This window comes from Pseudoalteromonas sp. SCSIO_11900 (assembly GCF_000576475.1).
GTDB lineage: Bacteria > Pseudomonadota > Gammaproteobacteria > Enterobacterales > Alteromonadaceae > Pseudoalteromonas > Pseudoalteromonas tetraodonis.
The window spans coordinates 329,905-352,013 of sequence record NZ_KK070023.1 but is presented as its reverse complement, the minus strand read 5'-3'; the positions used below and the strand labels follow the sequence as shown (position 1 = coordinate 352,013).

General features: G+C 41.0%; 22 protein-coding genes. 15 read left to right on the top strand and 7 right to left on the bottom strand.

Annotated elements, in window-relative coordinates; genetic code table 11:
* Nucleotides 1–81 precede the first annotated feature (81 nt).
* From BG00_RS01640 to rraB, 9 genes are all read left to right on the top strand, one after another.
* A complete protein-coding gene (locus BG00_RS01640) occupies nt 82–708 on the top strand; it encodes an NUDIX domain-containing protein (RefSeq protein ID WP_036980173.1) in 627 nt (208 codons plus the stop codon).
* Nucleotides 709–738: 30 nt separating this feature from the next.
* Nucleotides 739–1,197 (top strand): DUF1249 domain-containing protein, encoded by a 459-nt coding sequence (locus BG00_RS01635; protein WP_036980171.1) that lies wholly within the window; start codon nt 739–741, stop codon nt 1,195–1,197.
* Nucleotides 1,184–1,969 carry a metallophosphoesterase gene (locus BG00_RS01630; RefSeq protein ID WP_036980169.1) on the top strand — a complete coding sequence of 262 codons (786 nt, stop codon included), beginning with the start codon at nt 1,184–1,186 and terminating at the stop codon, nt 1,967–1,969. Before BG00_RS01635 ends, BG00_RS01630 begins: the two co-directional genes overlap by 14 nt.
* Nucleotides 1,954–2,517 (top strand): YqiA/YcfP family alpha/beta fold hydrolase, encoded by a 564-nt coding sequence (locus tag BG00_RS01625; protein ID WP_036980168.1) that lies wholly within the window; start codon nt 1,954–1,956, stop codon nt 2,515–2,517. The genes BG00_RS01630 and BG00_RS01625 overlap by 16 nt, the downstream gene beginning before the upstream one ends.
* A gap of 20 nt (nt 2,518–2,537) precedes the next feature.
* Nucleotides 2,538–4,427 carry a DNA topoisomerase IV subunit B gene (gene parE, locus BG00_RS01620; protein WP_036980166.1) on the top strand — a complete coding sequence of 630 codons (1,890 nt, stop codon included), beginning with the start codon at nt 2,538–2,540 and terminating at the stop codon, nt 4,425–4,427.
* A gap of 27 nt (nt 4,428–4,454) precedes the next feature.
* Nucleotides 4,455–5,549 carry a PQQ-dependent sugar dehydrogenase gene (locus BG00_RS01615; RefSeq protein WP_036980164.1) on the top strand — a complete coding sequence of 365 codons (1,095 nt, stop codon included), beginning with the start codon at nt 4,455–4,457 and terminating at the stop codon, nt 5,547–5,549.
* 10 nt (nt 5,550–5,559) lie between these two features.
* Complete coding sequence (gene parC / locus BG00_RS01610; protein WP_036980162.1) at nt 5,560–7,857, top strand: DNA topoisomerase IV subunit A; 2,298 nt, start codon at nt 5,560–5,562, stop codon at nt 7,855–7,857.
* A 166-nt stretch (nt 7,858–8,023) separates the two neighbouring features.
* Entirely contained in the window at nt 8,024–8,737 is a 714-nt protein-coding gene (locus BG00_RS01605) for a 1-acylglycerol-3-phosphate O-acyltransferase (protein ID WP_036980160.1), read from the top strand.
* Complete coding sequence (rraB, locus tag BG00_RS01600; protein ID WP_008110603.1) at nt 8,737–9,072, top strand: ribonuclease E inhibitor RraB; 336 nt, start codon at nt 8,737–8,739, stop codon at nt 9,070–9,072. Before BG00_RS01605 ends, rraB begins: the two co-directional genes overlap by 1 nt.
* A 68-nt stretch (nt 9,073–9,140) precedes the next feature.
* Here the strand turns inward: rraB and BG00_RS01595 are convergent, their stop codons facing one another.
* Nucleotides 9,141–10,112: a zinc transporter ZntB gene (locus BG00_RS01595; protein WP_036980158.1), complete on the bottom strand. Its 972-nt coding sequence runs from the start codon at nt 10,110–10,112 to the stop codon at nt 9,141–9,143.
* 574 nt (nt 10,113–10,686) lie between these two features.
* Between BG00_RS01595 and BG00_RS01590 the strand changes: the two genes are divergently transcribed.
* The 3 genes from BG00_RS01590 to BG00_RS01580 all read left to right on the top strand — a co-directional run bounded on the left by BG00_RS01590 (nt 10,687) and on the right by BG00_RS01580 (nt 13,125).
* The gene (locus BG00_RS01590) at nt 10,687–11,109 is read left to right on the top strand and encodes an ATP-dependent zinc protease family protein (protein WP_008110607.1); all 423 of its coding nucleotides are present in this window, start codon (nt 10,687–10,689) and stop codon (nt 11,107–11,109) included.
* 65 nt (nt 11,110–11,174) lie between these two features.
* Complete coding sequence (rimK, locus tag BG00_RS01585) at nt 11,175–12,080, top strand: 30S ribosomal protein S6--L-glutamate ligase (RefSeq protein ID WP_008110610.1); 906 nt, start codon at nt 11,175–11,177, stop codon at nt 12,078–12,080.
* Nucleotides 12,067–13,125: a succinylglutamate desuccinylase/aspartoacylase family protein gene (locus BG00_RS01580; RefSeq protein WP_036980155.1), complete on the top strand. Its 1,059-nt coding sequence runs from the start codon at nt 12,067–12,069 to the stop codon at nt 13,123–13,125. The genes rimK and BG00_RS01580 overlap by 14 nt, the downstream gene beginning before the upstream one ends.
* 98 nt (nt 13,126–13,223) lie before the next feature.
* On the opposite strand, the gene BG00_RS01575 is transcribed toward BG00_RS01580, so the two are convergent.
* The 4 genes from BG00_RS01575 to recQ all read right to left on the bottom strand — a co-directional run bounded on the left by BG00_RS01575 (nt 13,224) and on the right by recQ (nt 17,827).
* Entirely contained in the window at nt 13,224–13,799 is a 576-nt protein-coding gene (locus tag BG00_RS01575) for a mechanosensitive ion channel domain-containing protein (protein ID WP_036980154.1), read from the bottom strand.
* 65 nt (nt 13,800–13,864) lie between these two features.
* Complete coding sequence (locus BG00_RS01570; protein ID WP_036980152.1) at nt 13,865–15,583, bottom strand: BamA/TamA family outer membrane protein; 1,719 nt, start codon at nt 15,581–15,583, stop codon at nt 13,865–13,867.
* A 128-nt stretch (nt 15,584–15,711) separates the two neighbouring features.
* Complete coding sequence (locus BG00_RS01565; protein ID WP_013465829.1) at nt 15,712–15,996, bottom strand: DUF3630 family protein; 285 nt, start codon at nt 15,994–15,996, stop codon at nt 15,712–15,714.
* A 7-nt stretch (nt 15,997–16,003) separates the two neighbouring features.
* On the bottom strand, nt 16,004–17,827 hold the full coding sequence (recQ, locus tag BG00_RS01560) for a DNA helicase RecQ (RefSeq protein ID WP_028835655.1): 1,824 nt from the start codon (nt 17,825–17,827) through the stop codon (nt 16,004–16,006).
* A gap of 151 nt (nt 17,828–17,978) precedes the next feature.
* Here recQ and BG00_RS01555 point away from each other — a divergent pair, with 151 nt between their 5' ends.
* On the top strand, nt 17,979–18,434 hold the full coding sequence (locus BG00_RS01555) for a thioesterase family protein (RefSeq protein WP_028835656.1): 456 nt from the start codon (nt 17,979–17,981) through the stop codon (nt 18,432–18,434).
* Nucleotides 18,435–18,485: 51 nt separating this feature from the next.
* Nucleotides 18,486–19,406 (top strand): EamA family transporter RarD, encoded by a 921-nt coding sequence (gene rarD / locus BG00_RS01550; RefSeq protein ID WP_013465826.1) that lies wholly within the window; start codon nt 18,486–18,488, stop codon nt 19,404–19,406.
* A gap of 4 nt (nt 19,407–19,410) precedes the next feature.
* Here rarD and BG00_RS01545 read toward each other — a convergent pair whose 3' ends face one another.
* Nucleotides 19,411–20,643: a response regulator gene (locus BG00_RS01545; RefSeq protein WP_028835658.1), complete on the bottom strand. Its 1,233-nt coding sequence runs from the start codon at nt 20,641–20,643 to the stop codon at nt 19,411–19,413.
* A gap of 86 nt (nt 20,644–20,729) precedes the next feature.
* The gene (locus BG00_RS01540; protein WP_008110628.1) at nt 20,730–21,104 is read right to left on the bottom strand and encodes a MaoP family protein; all 375 of its coding nucleotides are present in this window, start codon (nt 21,102–21,104) and stop codon (nt 20,730–20,732) included.
* Between the two features lie 89 nt (nt 21,105–21,193).
* Here BG00_RS01540 and BG00_RS01535 point away from each other — a divergent pair, with 89 nt between their 5' ends.
* Nucleotides 21,194–22,063, top strand: coding sequence for a LysR family transcriptional regulator (locus BG00_RS01535; RefSeq protein WP_024600797.1), 870 nt, complete (start codon nt 21,194–21,196; stop codon nt 22,061–22,063).
* The last annotated feature ends 46 nt before the right edge of the window (nt 22,064–22,109 follow it).

Here is a 22,109-nt window from a genome sequence, read left to right as displayed (position 1 = left end):
TAATTCGCTTAATTTAGCGTTTTAATAGGGCTGGCATTCAAGGCGTTGATGTATCTGCGCTTTCAAAAGGAAATAAAAAACATGGCGAATAAAAGTCGTACTCAATTTACTCATGACGATGTGAGATTAAAACCAATTGAAAATTTGTATGATGGTTTTTTTAAAATAAACCTTTATCAATTTAAGCATGCCTTATTTGCGGGTGGAGAGTCTGAGGTAATTCGTCGAGAAATTCTTGAACGCGGAGATGCGGTCGCAGTATTACCTTATGATCCAGTGACTGAGCAAGTGTTGCTAATTGAACAAATTCGAATTGGCGCAATTAAAAGCAAACACACGCCTTGGCTGTTAGAATGTATAGCGGGCATGACCGATGGCAGTGAAGATTACGAGTCGGTTGTTAAAAAAGAAGCGTTTGAAGAAGCTGGGCTTAATTTAACAGAACTTGAGTTTATGTTGTCTTACCTTTCAAGCCCCGGCGGTACTACAGAGCGTTTGTTCTTATATTTAGCTCACGCCGATTTAAGCCAAATGAGTACTGGCATTTATGGGTTAGAAACCGAAGGTGAAGATATTAAAACCCATATTATGCACGTAGACGAAGCACTGCAGCGACTTAATCGTGGTGAAATAGATAATGCCGCTACCGTAATTAGCTTGCAATGGTTAGCGCTAAATCGCGATAAGATACGTAAAAAGTGGGCATAGTTTTTAATTTTTAATAGTAATGGCGGTATTTTGACAGCAATTTTAACCACTAATCGGTATATTCAAAGCCTTCCAAAGTATTTAACGCTTTGTGAGCATAATTACGTACGCCTTTTAAAATTACTACCTCGTGAACGAGCGATTGGCAGTGTCAGAGAAATCAAACTGGGCCACAGTAAATTTGCCATCAACATAGATGATATTGCCAAGTACACCCTTGATATATCTATTAAACAGTTATCAGGAATGGTAAGTGATATTTCGCCTTTGTATTTAACAGTGCGCTTATATAATGATGCTAAGGTAGCCGAAATTGTCCACCATGATTACCACCAACGAATCAAACCTTCCTATGGCTACCCTAACCCAAAAATGCATCAAAAAGATGAAAAATATCAGTTGAATGCTTTTTTATATGATTGGTTGGTTGCCTGTGTAGAGCGAGGTCAATCAACACTTAATTGGGATGTAAATAATGGCTTGGTTTGATGATACGTATTATTTTGAGCAAGCCCAGCTTCGTTTAGCCCATATAACGGATTGTCATCTTTTTAGCGATAAGCAGAGCGAGTATTTTGGGGTTAACACCGCAGAACATTTTACTAGGGCACTTACAGATATAGCAAAACAGCAGCCTGATGCCTTGATATTTGGTGGCGATTTAACCCAAGATCACAGCTTTAATTCCTATTTATTATTTGCTGAACTGATTCATAATAGTGACCTTGATTGCCCCGTATTTTGGGTTCCTGGTAATCATGATGAAATTGATCAGCTCAATTTAATTAGTGGCGGGCAAATACAACGCGCTAAACATATTGTGGCGCAAGGGTTTGAACTGATATTAATTAATTCTAAAGGAAATACCCCTGCTGGGTGGGTGACGCCCTCGCATTTAGAGGAAATTATGGCGTGTTTAGTCGATTCAGATAATCGTCATATTGCATTTTGTCATCACAACCCACTGCCTATTAATGGCTACCTAGATAAACACATGCTAGAAAATGGGCCGCAGCTATTAAATTTATTAGTTAATAATGGCCGCGTTGATGCGCTGTTTCATGGGCATGTTCACAATGACTACCAACAGCAATTTAGAGAGCTTGATATTTACGCGACACCGGCCAGTTCCGTGCAGTTTACAAAGCACAGTGCTACTTGGCAGCAAGAAGATAAAGGGGCGGCTTATCGTATGCTGCACTTAAATGCTGAGCAACAAAAGGTGCACATACGCACGGACGTGGTATGGTTAAACGAGTAATCTATATTCACGGTTTTAATAGCTCTGAAAAATCATATAAAGCTGTGCGCTTTGGTGAGCTTATGGCACACTATGATGTTGATTATTGTGTGCCACGCTTAAATCATGAACCTATAGAGGCGATTATAGCGCTTGAACAACTATTAACACCGAATACCGTATTATTGGGCAGCTCGTTAGGTGGTTTTTTTGCCACGTATTTATCACAGCGTTATCAAATTCCTGCGGTGATAATTAATCCTGCCGTTGCCCCATATACATTATTAGAGCCTATACTTGGGCCTAATTATAATCCGTATCAAGATTATAATTACCAATTACAATCTCGTCATATAGATGCGTTAAAAGCATTAACGGTGACAGAGTTAAAACACCCTGAACTGTTGTATTTATTACAGCAAACAGGGGATGAAGTGTTAAATTTTCAGCACGCAATAAAGTATTACTCACAATGTAAACAGTTAATTGAATTTGGCGGCGATCATAGCTTTAATGGCTTTGAGCGAGCTTTTTCAAGCATTGTCGATTTTCTTAAAATCAGATATTAGCGTATATAAAGATAAAAACTATGACTCAACAAAATTATAACGCCGAAGCCATTGAAGTACTTAATGGATTAGAGCCGGTAAAGCGCCGCCCAGGCATGTATACAGACACATCGCGCCCCAATCATTTAGGCCAAGAGGTTATTGATAACAGTGTTGATGAAGCAATGGCCGGGCATGCGACGCGTATTGATGTCATTTTGCATGAAGATAACTCACTTGAAGTGAGCGATGATGGTCGGGGCATGCCGATAGATATTCACCCTGAAGAAGGTATTCCTGGGGTTGAACTAATATTTACCAAATTACACGCAGGTGGTAAGTTTTCAAATAAAAATTACCAGTTCTCTGGTGGTTTGCATGGGGTAGGTATCTCGGTGGTTAATGCGCTATCTACCCGCGTGGAAGTAACGGTTCGCCGTGACGCACAGCAATTTAGAATGGCTTTTGAGCATGGCGATAAAGTTGAAGATTTAAATGTTATTGGCTCAGTGGGTAAACGCAATACCGGTACTACTGTGCGCTTTTGGCCAGATACCAGCTATTTTGATTCTGCTAACTTTTCACTGACTAAGCTTAACCATTTATTAAAAGCCAAAGCGGTACTATGCCCCGGTTTGCGTATTAAGTTTGTAAATAAACAAACGAAAGAAACCCAAGAGTGGTTTTATGAAACCGGCTTAAAAGATTACTTAGTAGAAGCAGTTAAAGGCTATGAGATACTGCCTAAAGACCCATTTGTAGGTGAGTTTTCAAGTTCTATTGAAGGCGCTGATTGGGCCGTTGTATGGATGCCTGAAGGCGGTGAGTCAACAGCCGAAAGTTATGTAAACTTAATTCCTACCGCACAAGGTGGCACCCATGTTAATGGCCTGCGCCAAGGGCTTTTAGAGGCGATGCGTGAATTTTGTGAATTTAGAAACTTATTACCACGTGGTGTAAAGCTCACCCCAGATGATATTTGGGAACGCTGTAGTTATGTATTGTCGGTAAAAATGCAAGACCCACAATTTGCAGGGCAAACCAAAGAAAAACTCTCATCACGTTCATGTGCTGCGTTTGTATCGGGTGTCGTAAAAGATGCCTTTAGCTTATGGCTAAATGAGCACACTGACACCGCAGAGTTACTTTCTGAATTGTGTATTTCAAATGCACAGCGTCGCTTACGCGCGGCTAAGAAAGTAGTTCGTAAACGTGTTACTTCAGGCCCTGCATTACCAGGCAAACTGACCGATTGTAGTGCTGCTGATAATGACCGCACGGAATTGTTTTTAGTAGAGGGTGATTCAGCGGGTGGCTCAGCTAAACAAGCGCGAGATCGTGAGTTTCAGGCGATCATGCCACTAAGAGGTAAAATTTTAAATACTTGGGAAGTAGAATCAGGGCAAATTTTGGCCTCTCAAGAAGTGCATGATATTTCAGTGGCATTGGGTATTGACCCCGATTCAAGTGATTTATCTGGGCTGCGTTACAATAAAATATGTATATTAGCGGATGCTGACTCGGATGGACTGCACATTGCCACTTTATTGTGTGCCTTATTTGTGCGCCACTTCCCACAACTGGTAAAAACTGGGCATGTGTATGTTGCTATGCCACCGCTGTTTAGAATTGATATTGGTAAAGATGTTTATTACGCGCTTGATGAAGATGAAAAAACGGGCATTTTAGCGCGTATAGAAGCAGAGAAAAAACGCGGTAAGGTAAACGTACAACGCTTTAAAGGCTTGGGTGAAATGAACCCGCTACAATTGCGTGAAACAACCATGGATCCAAATACCCGTCGTTTAGTGCAGCTAACACTTGATGAAGAGCAGCAAACAATGGAAATGATGGATATGTTACTTGCTAAAAAGCGTTCATCAGATCGCCGCCAATGGCTTGAAGATCACGGTAACAAAGCACAAGTTTAATAAGCCTTTGGGCTACAGGAGAGGCAAATGAAAAGACTATTTAGCACACTGTTGTTAGTCGGCTTTATGTCATCGCCAGTGATGGCGAAAAATATTCTCGACAAGCTGACGGCTGCCCCAGGGTTTGAAATAAGCTTATTTGCTGATGATGTTGAAAATGCTCGGCAAATTGCAGTATCAAGCCGAGGTATAGTGTATGCAGGTTCGCGTAATGCGGGTAATGTGTATGCATTGATTGATCATAACAGCGACGGCGTTGCAGATAAAAAAATGGTGATTGCAGAGGGGCTGAATATGCCCTCGGGTTTAGCGATTAAAGACGGTGACTTATATGTCGGTGAAGTGCACCGTATTATTCGTTTTAAAAATATCGATAAACACCTCAAAAACCCTGAGTATGAAGTGTTTTATAGCGATTTACCGTCAGAGCGCCACCATGGCTGGAAGTTTTTACGCTTTGCGCCAAACGGCGAGCTGATTATTCCGGTGGGTGTTCCTTGTAATATTTGCGAAGAAGATCCTCGGTTTGGTCGTATTTTTTCATTAAACACCGACACCAAAGAAATAACCACTTTAGCCAAAGGTGTGCGCAATACTGTAGGCTTTGACTTTCACCCTAGCACGCAAATGCTATGGTTTAGCGATAATGGCCGCGACATGATGGGGGATGATATTCCACCCGATGAGCTAAACCGCATCACTAAAGAAGAAGAACATTTTGGTTTTCCATACGTGCATGGCGGCGTTATTGTTGATCCGGAGTTTGGTGAAGGCAAAAACATTGCTGACTACACTCAACCTGCATTGGCATTAGGTGCGCATGTTGCGCCATTAGGTATTCATTTTTATACCGGCAAGCAGTTCCCTGATAGCTATAAACAACAGTTATTTGTAGCTGAGCACGGTTCATGGAACCGCTCTAAAAAGGTCGGTTATAAAGTGGCAGTGGCAACTATAGAAAATGCCAAGGTAACAAAGTATACGCCACTGATCACCGGCTTTATGCAAGACGAAACGACATTTGGACGCCCTGTTGCATTTGCACAATTAAATGATGGCAGTCTATTGGTAAGCGATGATTACGCAAACGTAATTTACCGCGTAAGCTATAAGAAAAACTAGGTAAGCTTTAATGAGTGATACAGATACCTTGCTAATGCAAGGAATTGAACAACAAACAATGGGGCGTTTTACCGAAGACGCCTATTTAAATTATTCAATGTACGTGATCATGGATCGTGCCTTACCGCACGTTGGTGACGGCCTAAAACCAGTGCAACGTCGTATTATTTATGCGATGAGTGAGTTGGGATTATCGGCAAATGCAAAATACAAAAAATCAGCCCGTACCGTGGGTGACGTATTAGGTAAATACCATCCTCATGGTGATAGTGCCTGTTATGAAGCCATGGTACTGATGGCGCAGCCGTTCTCTTATCGCTACCCCTTAGTTGATGGTCAAGGTAACTGGGGTGCAGCTGATGATCCTAAGTCATTTGCGGCAATGCGTTATACCGAAGCGCGTTTATCTAAATTCTCTGAGGTATTACTTAAAGAATTAGGCCAAGGGACCGTTGATTGGACGCCAAACTTCGATGGCACCATGGATGAGCCTTTAGTGTTGCCATCGCGCTTACCGCATATATTACTTAATGGGGTAACTGGTATTGCTGTGGGTATGGCAACCGATATACCGCCGCATAATGTGCGTGAAGTGGCCAGTGCCTGTTGTTTATTACTTGATAAGCCAAAAACAGAGCTCGAAGAGTTACTGGATTTAGTGCATGCGCCAGATTACCCAACCGATGCTGAAATAATTACGCCTAAAACTGATATTCACAAAATTTATAAAACCGGCCGTGGCTCAATTAAAATGCGTGCAGTGTATTGTGAAGAGCAGGGCGATATCGTCATTACCGCTTTGCCGCACCAATGTTCGGGTGCAAAAGTACTTGAGCAAATTGCAGCGCAAATGAACGCTAAAAAGTTACCAATGGTGGCTGACTTACGTGATGAGTCTGATCACGAAAATCCAACCCGTATTGTGATTGTGCCGCGTTCAAACCGAATTAAAGCTGAACCATTAATGGCGCACTTATTTGCAACAACCGATCTTGAAAAAAATTACCGCGTAAACTTAAATATGCTGGGCTTAGATGGCCGTCCACAAGTTAAAGACTTACGTAGTATTTTAACTGAATGGCTGACTTTTAGACGTGAAACAGTGCGTCGTCGTTTGCAATATCGACTCGATAAAGTACTCGCAAGATTACATATTTTAGAGGGCTTGCTTGCTGCCTTTTTAAATATTGACGAAGTTATAGAAATTATCCGCTCTGAAGATAAGCCTAAACCATTATTAATGGAACGCTTTGAGTTAACCGATATTCAAGCGGAAGCCATTTTAGAATTAAAACTTCGCCATTTAGCAAAACTTGAAGAGTTTAAAATTCGTGGTGAGCAAGACGAATTAGCCAAAGAGCGTGACAAATTAGAGCAAACATTAGGCTCAGACCGTCGCATGTCGACGTTGCTTAAAAAAGAAATTCAAGAAGCCGCAGAAATGTATGGTGACGATCGTCGCTCACCTGTTATTGAGCGTGTGGAAGCCAAAGCTCTGAGCGAAAAAGATTTAATCCCTTCAGAGTCTGTGACTGTTGTTCTATCTGAGAAAGGCTGGGCACGTGTTGGTAAGGGGCATGACTTAGATGTAGAAGGGTTAAATTACCGCGCCGGTGATGGCTATAAAGCATCAGCGCGAGGTAAAAGTAATCAACCGGCAGTATTTTTAGATTCAGCAGGGCGTGCATTTGCGACCGATGCCCATAGCCTTCCTTCTGCAAGAAGCCAAGGCGAGCCGATGACAGGGCGCTTTAACTTAACCTCAGGCGCAAGCTTTGAGCACGTAGTTATGGGTGAAGACGCTCAAGTATTGCTAATGGCTTCTGATGCCGGTTATGGCTTTATTACTGACTTTAAAGATTTAGTCAGTAAAAACAAAAACGGTAAAGCCTTAGTGAGTGTGCCAAAAGGTGGTGTGTTGTTATCGCCAATACGGGTTAATGACGTTGCCAGTGATTACTGTATGGCAATTTCTAACGAGGGGCGAATGTTGTTATTCCCACTGCGTGATTTACCTAAGCTAGGTAAAGGCAAGGGCAATAAGATTATTTCTATTCCGGGCGCTAAAGTACAAGCGCGCGAAGAGTTTGTAAAAGTATTAGCTGTTGTGCCGCAAGGGAGCAGTGTTACGCTGCATGCAGGTAAGCGTAAATTGACGCTTAAACCAAGCGACCTTGAGCATTACCATGGCGAGCGAGGCCGCAGAGGGAACAAGTTACCTCGTGGTTTACAGCGCGTTGATGAAGCCGTGGTAGAGTTGACGCCGCAGCAAGTTGATGAGCCAAATTCAGATACTGAGCAAAGTTAAAACACTCGGAAAATTAGACTAAACTAGATAACGGCTTACTTAGGTAAGCCGTTTTTTTATGACTGTTTTATTTCAGCGAACGCTTGTGCGCTATTTTCTCGTCTGCGCAACAAAATAACGTTATAATAAAGCAATATATGATTGTGGTTATATTGGAGAGGCGCACTTGCTAGCTGTTATACGTATTTTAATAATGCTGTTGTTTATATTATTAAGTTGTTTTTTTGGTTTGTTGTTATCAATTTTTAGACCATTTCATCCTAGTAATGTGCACGTTATTGCAAGTTGGTTTGGCTCAATGGCTAAAATGCTTGGGGTTAAATTAGAACTAAAATATCATCCTGATGCGCTTAAGGTGGGGCCTGCTGTGTATGTAGCGAATCATCAAAATAGCTACGATTTATTTACTATTCCAGCTATGGTACCAAAAAATTGTGTGAGCGTTGGCAAAAAAAGTCTTAAATGGATCCCATTTTTTGGTCAGCTTTATTGGTTGTCGGGTAATATTTTAATCGACCGATCAAATCGTTCAAAAGCTGCTGGCACAATCTCAAAAGCAGCGGCTAAAATAAAACAAAAAGGCTTATCGGTGTGGATGTTCCCTGAGGGGACGCGTAGTTATGGTCGTGGTTTACTCCCCTTTAAAACCGGTGCATTTCATACCGCAATGAGTGCAGAGGTGCCTGTTGTGCCAGTATGTATGAACACAACCGATAAAACCATTAAACTAAATCGCTGGGATAATGGTACAATTTACATTGAAATGTTAGCCCCCATAGCACTTGATAACAGTATCAGTGCCCGTGAACATGCTAAAAGTGTGCACAGTATTATGGCTGCTAAAATAACAGAATTAGATGCTCAAGTGAGAGAGAAATAATGGAAAACTGGCGTGAAATAAGTGAAGACATCGTAACTTCACTACTTGAAGATGGGTCCGATCCAGAAATTCTTTATGAAGTAGAACACCACTTTGTATGTGAAGACTTTACTAAGTTAGAACAAGCGGCATTGGCTGCGTTTAAACTAGGTTACGATGTAGAAGAGCCAGCAGAACTTGAGCTTGAAGACGGTGAAAAAATTTGGAGTTTTGACATTGTTGTTGAAGCCGAATTAGATGTCGACGTGATAATGGAAGACGTTGATAAACTCGCGCAACTTGCTGTTGAATGCGATGTTGAATACGATGGTTGGGGCACTTACTTTCAAGAGTAATGGTTACCAATGCAAAAGGCGAACAATGATGTTCGCCTTTTTTGTGCCTTGTTGGAGCTGTATTGTAATTACAGCCACTTTTTATTTTTAAAGTAAATACCAATCCCACCAGTCAAAACAATTAAAAACACCACAAATGCAGTGAATGCATAAGGGCTTTCTGTTCCAGGTATACCGCCGACATTGACCCCCAATAATCCCGTTAGAAAGCCCAGCGGTAAAAATAAAGCAGCCACCACCGACATTACATACATCCGCTGATTTAATTGCTCAGAGACCTGATTTGTAATGGTTTGTTGGATAACAAGTGCGCGCTCTATTGAACTATCGAGCTCTTCTAAATAGCGAATAAGTAAATTGGTGGTTTCATTTAGCTTGGCTTTATCATCGTCAAAAAGCCATGGGTAATGATTATTAACCATGCTACTGAGTGCTTCTTTTTGTGGTTTTAAGTAACGCTTTAGCGCGATGGTTTGACGGCGAAGTTGCGACAAGCCTTGGTTATCAAACTTTTTACTGGGCTCATCAATTTCCTCTTCAAAATCATCTAAGCTTTCATCTAGCTCATCAATTACTGTTTGCATACGTGAAGTGAGCTTGTGCGCTAATGTACACACCAATTCAGAAATACTGCATGGCCCCTCATTATTATTCAACGAGGCTAGAATATCTTGCACTGATAATAATCGGCGCTTACGCGTGGTGATCACCACATCGTTATTTATAAATAACCGAATAGATACCATGTCTTCAGGGCTTTGTGCTGGGTTTAAGTTGATCCCGCGTAAAAATAACATATGGCCATTCGTTGTTGGCGTTATTCGTGGACGCGGTTCATCAGCAGTGAGTGATTCCAGTTCATAGTCGTTTAACAGCTCGCAGTTTTTTAACCAATCCACCGCATCTGTTTGGCTGTAGTCCATATGCACCCACAGTTTTCCATCAGTAGGTTGCCATTGGTGTAATTGCTTGCTGTTTTCTATGGGGCGTGCACCGCCTTTTTCATCAAGAATAAGTGCATGAAGTAAGCCATTAATCATAATAATTTCTCATCGGTAGTATGTTTTTAATACAGTTAACTGTAATGTATTTAGGATCTGTTTATCTTTCAAGGTTAAATTTCAGCAATCTATTTGATATTTAGGCAAGGCAGAGTGTGGTTATTCCCCATAAATAGTCGATAACACAGCATCAATGCCAAATAAGCGCTGCCCGAAGGGTTCTGCCTAGGGGCAATTAACTCTTTGTTGCCTACATGGATGTAGGTAAGGGGCGTGAGCAGGACGCGGAAGCTTTGCTCGATTTTTACTTAGCCCACTAGGTTACAAACCTCGCGCCGCGATTAAATTGCCCCTAGTTTGAACAAATATTAATTCGTAAAGGTCCACAGACCCTAGTTAAATAAAATTTAGCTTTACTTTGTATATGTTAAACTGAGTTTAGCAACAAAAACTTATGTTTTAGCCTATGGTTAAATGCATACGTAAGAACTGCATTGTTAAACGAGTTAACTTAAAAGGTCAATCAAATCGGCTTATCGAGTAGATGAATTTATTTTGTTGGTGTTTTATTTGCTGTAGCGTATAAAACACTTTTTTTACTAAGGGCACATTTATGACGACAAAAATAACAGTTGGTTGGCGTGAGTGGTTGAGTTTACCCGAGCTGGGCATCGAGCAAATTAAAGCAAAAATAGATACCGGTGCACGTACTTCCTGTATTCATGCAATTAATATTGAAGAATATGAAGTGGAAGGTGAAAAATGGGTTAAATTTATAGCCCAACCATTGCAAGAAGACGAGCAAACGCAAATTACCTGCAATGCCAAAGTTAAAAAAATGAAGTACGTTACCAGCTCTAGTGGCCAAAAAGAACTGCGTTACTTTATTGAAACTACATTACATGCCGGCGAATTTAGTTGGCCAATAGAAATTACATTAACAAGTCGTGCGTCAATGAAGTTTAGAATGTTATTAGGGCGCACAGCTATGGAAAATCGTATAGTCGTTGATCCGGCTTTATCACATTTATTATAAGAATTCGTTGAGTAGCAACATACTTATATGTGCTTGCTCAACATAATTTAGTTAAGGTTTTAACTATGAAAATTGGTATTTTATCTCGCAACAAAAATTTATATTCAACGCGTCGTTTAATTGAAGCGGCTGAGCAACGTGGTCATGAAGTAAAAGTGATTAACGCGCTACGTTGTTATATGAATATAAACTCAGATCAACCTGAAATCCATTACCGCGGCGAAAACCTAAAAGATTTTGATGCCATTGTTCCGCGTATTGGCGCATCAGTTACTTTTTATGGCTGTTCTGTATTACGCCAGTTTGAAATGATGGGTGTTTATCCGGTTAATGAATCTGTGGCTATTTCTCGTTCGCGCGATAAATTACGTTCTCTACAATTATTATCACGCAAAGGCGTAGGCATGCCAGTAACAGGCTTTGCTAGCAAGCCAGATGACGTAAAAGACTTACTCGAAATGGTAGGTGGCGCACCGGTCGTTATTAAGCTACTTGAGGGTACTCAAGGTATTGGTGTGGTACTTGCTGAAACACGTAAAGCGGCTGAAAGTGTTATTGAAGCGTTTATGGGTTTAAAAGCCAATATCATGGTACAAGAATATATTAAAGAAGCGGGTGGTGCGGATATTCGTTGTTTTGTACTCGGAGATAAAGTGATTGCTGCAATGAAACGCCAAGCACAGGAAGGCGAGTTCCGCTCAAATCTTCACCGTGGTGGTAGCGCTACACTGGTGCGTATTACGCCAGAAGAGCGTAAAACAGCGGTAGCAGCGGCAAAAGCAATGGGCTTAAACGTTGCTGGCGTTGACTTACTTCGCTCATCTCGTGGTCCTTTGGTTATGGAAGTAAATTCATCGCCAGGTCTTGAAGGGATTGAAGTGGCAACAGGTAAAGATATTGCGGGCATGGTGATTGATTTCATCGAGAAAAATGCTGCAAGTAAAGGAACGGCAACTCGTGGCAAAGGTTAAAATTAACCGACCTTTCACCCTATTAGGTGAAAGTATTGGTGTAGGTGAACGTAAAACACTCGCGCTAGAAGCTGCAAAGCTTTACACCCATTCACCGCTTAATATTCCTATTGAAGTGGTTAACGGTGTAATGGAAGGCCCTGTATTGATGGTGTGTGCGGCTATACACGGCGACGAACTAAATGGGGTTGAGGTTGTGCGCCAGTTACTGGCTAAAATCGACCCTAATCAGCTGCGTGGTACATTAATAGCGGTCCCGATTGTGAATGTATTTGGTTTTATTCATAAATCGCGTTATTTGCCCGATCGCCGTGATATGAACCGAAGTTTTCCGGGGTCTGAGCGTGGTTCATTAGCAGGTCGTATGGCGTATATGTTTTTTAACCAAGTAGCTGTGCATTGTACGCATATTATTGATTTGCATACGGGGGCGATTCACCGTACTAACTTACCGCAAATTCGCGCTAATTTAGCCGATGAAGCAACAGCGCAAATGGCTAAAGCCTTTGGTACGCCTGCGGTTATAGATGCGTCATTACGTAATGGCTCGCTGCGTAGTGAAGCCGCTAATTTAGGTATACCTGTTATTACTTATGAGGCGGGTGAAGCACTGCGCTTTGACCCTATTGCGATTGCTGCAGGCGTGCAAGGGGTTGATTATGTTATGCGACATTTAAAAATGATACGTGGTAAACGTCCTAAAAAACTGCCTGATCCTGTGATTGCAAGTTCCACTAGTTGGGTGCGTGCAGAAGTAGACGGCATAGTAAGAGCGCAAGTATCGTTAGGTGAGCGAGTAATGAAAAGCCAAGTGCTTGCTTATATTAGCAGTCCGCTTGGCGATTCAGAACTTGAACTCCTTGCTCCTCGAAGCGGTATTATTATTGGCCAGCAAACCATGCCACTGGTAAATGAAGGCGATGCCGTATTCCATATTGCTTATTTTGCACATGCAAATAGCTTGGTAGAGCAGCAGTTAGAAACGTTTATTGATGAGATAAATGATTTAGATGATGAGCTGAAAACGGCTGAACTAAACAATTAATACCAATTTGCTCAATTAAGTGAATTGGTATGACTCTATCTGTCGATATAAAAAACCGCCTTAGTTTTAAGCTAACGCGGTTTTTTAATAGGTGTTGTTTAGCTACGCGGTTTAGGGCCAATAATGCGTTTAATTTTAGGCGCTTTTGTTGGTTTAGGCTCCGTATTAAGCACTAACACCGGGCGGGTAACAAATAAGTTATTAGGGTAAATCACTCTGTGGCCATCAACGTGTTCGAGTAAGACATTCATCAGCCCCATTTCAATAATACGCCCTTCAATGGCGTTGGCTCCATCCACAATTCTTACCCAATAGCCTACACGGCAGTCATTTTGAATAAACATCAGTAAAAACGCGGTTAAGTTACTCAGCAATGACCACGCCGCAAATAATGCAACGCCTAGCATGGCAAATAAAGAAGAGCCTAATACCAGTAAACCACGCAGTTCTATTCCCCAAAAAACTAATACTAAACACAGCATCACAAAGGCGAGTATTATTTTTAGTAGTAGCTCTGCACGGTACTTTCGGTGTAAATCTATTTTACCTCTGATAGCTTTTTCGAGTAATTTTTTAGTTACTTTTAATAGTAGCGGAAAGCTCAAAAGGGCAATCACGGTCACGATAAGTTTATATTGTGTGCCCAAAAGCTTTAAAAGGGTGATTAATTCCAAAATCTATTCTCACAATAATGATAGGCGCAAAGTGTAACGTTTAACGTAGGCGCGCAGTAGTGATTTTAAAAAGAATTTTTGACGCTGAGCAGCCATTGTACCGAGTCAACATCATCATATTTATTTAGCGGCGCGGCTATATCAAGGTGGATCATGGTACCCGCATTGGCGCGACTTGGCGCAAGGCGCAAACCTAAGCCCACATTTTTTAGCACTGGGGTGTTCTCAACTTGATACTGAGTGTTCGAGTCGTTGTTATACCAAGCTCGACCAATATCTAAAAAGGCTGCCCCTCCCACTTTAAACAGCTGTAGTAAGTCATATTCCCAGTAATAGCGCTTTTCTAAACTGACTAAAAAACTCCGATCCCCATGTTGAAATTCCATAGGATAGCCACGAAGTCCAGTTTCGCCCCCTAGGGTGAGCTGTTTATCATTAGTGAGGTTTTTTGCGTATTGCAGCCTTGCTTTTACATACCAAGATTGATCAATACTGGTATTTAAATAATATTGAATTTGGCTAGTAGTGAGCAAGTTTTCGAGCTGTTTTTTCTCGTTATTCCAATAGCCTTGAATATCTGCATGAAAACGCCAAAGGGTATGGTTAGTGCTAAAATGGGCTTTGTTAAAATTAAACGAGTACACAGCGCGGCTATCGTCGTTACTTATTGATTCATCGGAGTAGCCCAGGGTGGCTTTGATATTCCAACCTAAATTTAAATCCTCAGTACGATAAATACTGTCAAAGTTACGTACTTTTATAAAGTTATCTTCAAACCAATGGCCGCTGATGTAGGGGTAACTTAAGCTTCTGTTTTCAGCCACTGCTGTAGTGGTAGAATCAATCGCTTTGAAAGTGTGTTGCTCATCAATATAACCAAGGCTCAAGCGCTGGGTCCAGTTATGACTAAGGGCTTTAGAATGGCCAAAAAATACCTGGTTTAGGTCGGTTTTTTGTTCAAACTCACTAAACTTTTCACCTCTGATGTATAAGGCTTCTTCTCGTTGGGTTGAGTAACTCAGGGCGCCATAACTATAGGGCGTATGGATGGCATAAAACGGGTAGGTTAGTTCAACTAAATGACTTTTGCCGTCGCTGTTGTCGGCATACTCTAAACGCCCTCGGTAGCGAGTTGATAAGATATTAGGATCATCGTAAACAAATAAATAACCATTTCGGTCACTGTTTGTTTTACGTGCAAACGATAACCGTTTGCCCCAACCAAATAAGTTAGATTCGCGAAAACCAATACTTGATTTATTTTCACCACCACTACGGCTAAAACTAAGTTCGGGCAGTAAAGTCCATAAGTCTCGAGTAATTACTGTTACATCAATATTTCCATCACAATTTTCGTCAGCAATAATTTGTGCATCATATAAATAACTTTGTTTTCTCAGTAACCGCTCAGATTCGGCCAGCGCTTTTGGATTAAAGGTATCGCCTGACTTAAACAGTAAAATACTCTTAATTACCTCAGGCTCGGTTTGTATGTGTGCCCGATTGGCGAAACGAAATAATGCATTGTTTTCAGCCTCTAGTTCAGTATTAAATACATTAAGCTGTTGCAAAGTGATGGAGGCAATTTTAGTGTTACTTTGTGCTGTGAGTGTTGGAGTTTGAGATGTAATTTGACGACGCAAATTATTTTCATGAGTTTGTGATGAGTCGTCACTAGGGCAGCTTTGGGCTAGTGGCGCTTCTTGCGCACAAACGCTGAGCATAAACATACTCGAAATAGAAAGGCTAAAACAACTACGTGCAATCCATTTTCTATTTAACATTGACCCTCTTTAGCGCTATTTTGCAAAATAAAACACTTACTCTTAGCTTACATCATTGTTATTGATATGTAAGTAAAAGACAGATTTAGTTTTATTTTTATAGCGATTATAAGGTATTAGCTATGCATTTAAGTTAAATAAAATGTTAACGCTGCCAATAGGTTGTCGGCATCTTGCCCTTCACCATTAATCCACACACTTTGGCTATAATGCTCAAAATTTAAATTAAACGTGTGGTTAGCATAGTTAAAACGCAGTTGATGGCGATCTGCCCCAGCGGCATACTCATTAATGCTAATTTCATCGCTGTGCAAAAATAACGTTCCCCACAATTCAAAGTCTTCATCGTGCGGCAGCTCTGTCGGTTTAACAATAATACATTGATGTGTGTGATCGTATTCAAGTTCGGTCATAAGGGGCTTATTGCGTTGCTAGGTAATGTCGAATTGCGGTTAAAAACTCACCGCCATACTTGTTTAATTTAGTAAAACCAACCCCCGACACTTTTAAAAATTCACTGTCGTTAGTGGGCATAAGCTGCGCCATTTCGGCTAGCGTTTTATCGTTAAAGACTACATAAGGCGGCACATCATCGGCATCGGCTAACTCTTTACGCAATGCACGCAGGCGAGCGAATAGTTTTTTATCGTAATTAAACTGCGCTAACTTATCCTGATAAACGTGTTTAGCTTGTAAGCGAGGCTCGGCCAATTGCAGTGCATATTCACCTTTTAAAATAGCGCGTGCAGCTTCAGTTAAACGCAATGAAGCGCCTTGGGTTATATCTTGGCTTAATAGCCCTTGATGAATAAGTTGGCGTAAAATACTGAGCCAAAACTCACTGCTTTTATCTTTACCTATGCCATAGGTGCTGAGTTCATGGTGGTTGTTATCACGAATGCGGCTAGTATTCGCGCCACGTAATAATTCTACAATGTAACCTAACCCAAACCGTTGCTGTGCGCGATACACACACGAAAGTGCTTGCTGTGCGACCAATGTGCCATCAAAACTTTTAGGTGGATTTAAGCAAATGTCACAGTTACCACAGGGCTCGCGTTGGTACTCACTAAAGTAGTTCAATAATATTTGACGGCGACACGTTTGTGCTTCGGCAAAGCTGGCCATGGCATTAAAGCGCTGCTCTTCTACGCGGCGGCGCTGTTCATCGTCAATATCTTCAAAAAAGCGTCTAACCCGACCTATATCGGCAGGGTCAAAATACATGATGGCCTCTGCAGCAAGCCCATCTCGTCCAGCACGGCCTGTTTCTTGGTAATAAGCTTCAATACTTTTTGGAATGTCGTAATGCAGAACAAAGCGTACGTTAGGCTTGTTAATTCCCATACCAAAGGCAACGGTGGCAACCACAATTTGAATATCGTCACGGGCAAACCCGGTTTGCACAAACTGACGTTGCTCGTTACTCATTCCCGCATGGTAAGCGGCAGCATTAAGGCCTGCATCAGCAAGCTTTTCAGCTATATCATCAACACGTTTACGACTGGTGCAATAAATAATACCACTTTGATTTTTTTGCTCTTTTAAATAACGCAGTAATTGCACCATAGGTTTAAATTTTTCTTCTATGGTGTAACGAATATTAGGGCGATCAAAACTGCCGGTATGAATGTAGGGCTGTTGTAGCTTGAGTTGCTCAACAATATCAAAGCGAGTCGCTTTATCGGCAGTGGCAGTGAGTGCCATCATAGGCACATGTGCAAAGCGTTGTTTAAGCTCATTTAAACGAAAATAATGCGGTCTAAAATCGTGACCCCAATGAGAAACACAGTGTGCTTCATCAATAGCAAACAAGCTAACATTCAAATGAGAGAGCCGCTCTAAAAAGTCGCGTTGTAGCACTTTTTCAGGAGCTACATAAAGTAGCTTTATCAGCCCTTGATGCAATTGCTGATACACTAATTGTTGTTCTTCGCGAGCTAGGCTGTTATTGACATAAGCGGCCTTAACTCCCAGTGCTTGTAACTGGGTGACTTGATCTTGCATTAAAGAGATCAGCGGAGAAATAACAATGGTGACTCCCTCTAATACCAACGCGGGTATTTGGTAACACACCGATTTACCACCACCGGTGGGCAGTAATACTAATGAATCTTGGCCATTAATGGCGGCATCAATTACTGCACTTTGACCGTCGCGAAATTCACTGTAACCAAACACTTGTTTGAGTACAGTTTCGGGTTTACGCACAAGCGTATTAGGAGAAGGAGTTAGTGTATTCATCGGCGCTATTTTAGTGGTTTTTTATCAGGATGTCTTTAGCTTTCATTACTTGGTACACACATCTGTAGTGATAAACTAAAATCTGCAGGGGGTTACAATAGCCTCAAGCTGTGCTTTACTCATCGTACCACTGAAAACATAGAGAATAATAATGAATAAAGAAATGTTGATCGATCAAGTAGGGGCGCTGTTTGTTAATAACATGCCCTTTAACCAGTTTTTAAAAATAGCAGTAGAGTCACTTAGTACTGAACAAGCTAAAATATCATTTCCTTGGCAAGACGTATTAATTGGTAATCCGGCGCAAAAGATTCTTCACGGTGGAGTGATTTCTGCGGTGCTCGACAATGTAGGCGGAATGCTTGCTGCAGCAAGTGTAATAGGAAAACTAGACGATGCCGACTTACCCAGTGTGCATAAAAAGTTAGCCACACTGGGCACTATAGATTTACGTACTGATTATTTACGCCCAGGTAAAGGGGAGGTATTTATTGCCAGCGCCACACTTATTCGCTCAGGAAATAAAGTGTGCGTGTGCCGAATGGAGTTACATAACGAGCAGTCGGTACAAATAGCGTTTGGAACGGGCACGTATTTAGTTGGCTAAAAAGTGAGAGGGGGTTAAACTTACGGCCTTTTAAATCATCAAGTGGTTACTATGTCGATTGATACCGAGCAGCGAAAGGGCGCCATTTTTGCCTGCCTCGCCTTTTTTATGTGGGGCCTAGCACCCATTTATTTTAAGATGATCCAACATGTATCAGCATTTGAAATTTTAATGCATCGTGTTATTTGGTCAGTGATGTTTCTTATTTTGGTGGTGAGTGTGCTCAACTACTGGAATAAAATTAAACGCATTTTAATCCAACCTAAATTAATTCTGATGCTAGTTGTTACCTCGACCTTATTGGGGTTTAACTGGGGGTTGTTTATATGGGCTATTAATAACAACCACATGCTAGATGCCAGCTTAGGCTACTATATCAATCCTTTGTTAAATGTATTACTTGGTATGGTGTTTTTAAACGAGCGGTTACGTAAGTTGCAAGGAGCTGCTGTTGCCTTGGCTTTTACAGGTGTTTTATTACAGTTAATTAGTTTTGGTTCATTTCCGGTTGTGGCATTTTCGTTAGCGACTTCTTTTGCGTTATATGGCCTATTACGTAAAAAACTACAGGTTGATGCCCTGCCTGGGATTTTAATTGAGGCATTAATATTATTACCGGTGGCACTGACCTATTGGTGGTTAATGGTGCCGACTGAAACGTCTAATTTACCAGCGAATGATTGGCTAACTAATGCGCTATTAGTAAGTGCAGGTATAGTGACTACACTGCCATTGCTGTGTTTTACCGGCGCGGCTAAGCGATTGCAATACACTACGCTTGGGTTTTTTCAGTACATAGGGCCTAGCTTAATGTTTATTTTAGCAGTGGTGTTTTATGGTGAAGTGTTTGATGCTGAGCGTGTAATTACCTTTGCGTGTATTTGGAGTGCACTGGCTATTTTTAGTTGGGATTCATATCATCAGTCGCGTAAACGCAGAAAAGCAGCCATTGTCGCCTCAGGTGTGGTTTAGTTAACTAAACCACTTTATTACGCCCCGACTCTTTGGCTTTGTAGAGCTTTAAGTCGGCTTGTTTTAATAGTTCGTCAATTTGATAGGTTTCACTGTGGCTGAAGCCTATCGACAGCGTAAACTTGATTTGTGCTTGGCTAAACTCATGGCTATTAAGCTCAATAAATAATCGAAAACTTTCTAGTCGTTTTAGTGCTTCTTGCTCGGTCAGTTCAGTAAAAAATACCGCAAATTCTTCTCCGCCTAAACGGGCAACCAATTGGTTTTCAAAATATTTATTAAAGCATACAGCCAGCCCTTTAAGCACTTCATCTCCGGCATCATGGCCATAGGTATCATTAATAGCTTTAAAATGGTCAATATCAAGCATAGCTAACATGGCTGGTGCTTTTGCTTTTTTAAACTGCTTTAATGACTTGTTAGCCTCTTCAAAAAAGTAACGACGATTAGGGAGTTTAGTTAAGTAATCTGTATTGGCTTGTCGTTTTATAGTTTCGATATGCTCTAGCATATCGACGTTTTGGCTTAACCGGCAGTAAAATTCTTCACTGTTAAATGGTTTGTATAAATAGTCATTTGCTCCATTTTTTAAAAATAAGGCAGATAAATTAGACGAAGTAGCGCCTGAAATACCAATAATGGCTTTTTCGTTATTACTATAAATGCGTCTAATTTCATTACATAGCTCAATACCGCCCATATTAGGCATTTCTTTGTCGGTAATAATCACAGAAATATCGGGGGTGCTTTCAAGCTCTTTAAGCGCCTCTAGGCCATCGGCTGCTTGTAATATTTGATATTTGTGACGTGTTAATAAGCTACAAATATACTGACGTGTTGACGCAGAGTCATCAACAACCAATACTTTTACATGCTTATTACGGGGTAGGCGGTAAAGCTGCTTCTCTAAATACTCGTAGGCTTGTTTATTGCCTTTGATGATGTAATCAATAATGGGGTATTTTTCAACGGTATCACGGGTATGCTTATCGATATTGCCTGTCATCACTATGGTAGGAATATCTGCAGCAATGGTGCATGGAACCGCTTCACCTTGTGGCGCGTCAGGTAATATAAAGTCGACCACTGCGCAAAAATAATGGTGCTTACTTATAAGCTCTTTAGTCTCAGCCAACGATTGAGCAATATCAACCTCGTAGCCGACTTTTTGCGCGATATGCTTTTGCACTCGCGCAATAGTAGGAGTGTCTTCAACAATAAGTATTCTGTGCGTCACGTAACAGCCTTGTTTAAATTTTGCAAAAGTGTTTGCTTATACAAGTTGTAACTGCTAAAACGCCAAAAAGCAACTATTGTAGTGACTTATAGATTGTCTGCCTCAGAATAATAATCTTGGCTTATTGGTGTTGGTCCTGAAATTTTTGAGCGTCCAAATAATGTATGGAATTTTGTTTTGCAGGTTGTTAACTTTAAATATTTAACCCATGCTCGCTCAATTGGGTTACTTGGCTCTATTATGCCACTGACAGCATTTACAAATTGTTGCTGATGTTCGTTTTGTGGCTCAACTGTTTTATTATACAGGCTTTTTAAAACAACACCGTGCTGTTCTAAAATACTTGCCTCTAACAGGGTAAAGTGTCCGCTGCGGCTAAATCCGCGTGGAAAGTTTTGGTCATCATAAAATTGACGTTGACTTACGAATGCTTGACGAAGTAGTGAAATATCATTGCTCATAGCTGTACCCTCATACCAATTATTAGCTGGAGTATGGGACATAATCGCTATTTTTTTAAACAAAAAATTTTTATCGTGAGGATAAAAAATTGGACATAGATTTATTAAAAACATTTGTTGAAGTGGTGCGTACTCGCCATTTTGGTAAAGCGGCAGAAAACCTATACATAACGCAGTCTGCGGTGAGTTTTAGAATTCGCCAATTAGAGCAGGGCTTAGGCGTAAATTTATTTATTCGTCAGCGTAATAATATTCAACTCACCGCACCAGGTGAGCGCTTGTTACCGCATGCGCAAATGATTATTACCGGGATGCAAAGAGCCAAAGTGGATGTTGCACTTGCAGATAATATGCATAAGCAAATTAGTTTAGCAGGTACGCCTAATATTTGGGATGCATTTTTACAGTTTGGTATTACAAATATTGTATCGGCTATGCCTGGTGTATCGCTGGTGGCAGAAGTGAAGGCGCAACAAGAAAGTACTCGCTTATTGTTGGAGCGCACACTTGATTTAGCCATTTTGTTTGATCCCCCTAAAGTTGATGAACTTGTGGTTGAACGTATTTGTGAACTGCCTATTATTCCGGTGAGTGGTTACGATACGGCAACCAGTGATAACTTTTTTGATAATCAATATGTGTATGTTGATTGGGGAACCACGTTTTCTCTTTGGCATGCGCGTCAGTTTACCGGTAAAACACCGCCTTATTTTAGAACCAGTACAGGACGAATTGCGCTTGATTTAATACTGCAATGTGGCGGCAGTGCGTTTATTCCACAGGTATTAGTTAAAGATCATTTAGAAAAAGGCGAACTTTTTCATGTTAAAGGGGTAGAAAATACTTCAAGAGATGTATTTGTTGCCTATCATAGAGATAACGAACAGAAAGACTTGATAGAAACCTTGGTTAATTTGCTGTCGCGAATGACACCGAGTTTATTGAAACAAAGTAGGTAGTCAGTAGGCAGTTTATTTTACATGTTATTTTGATTTCAGATTTAAT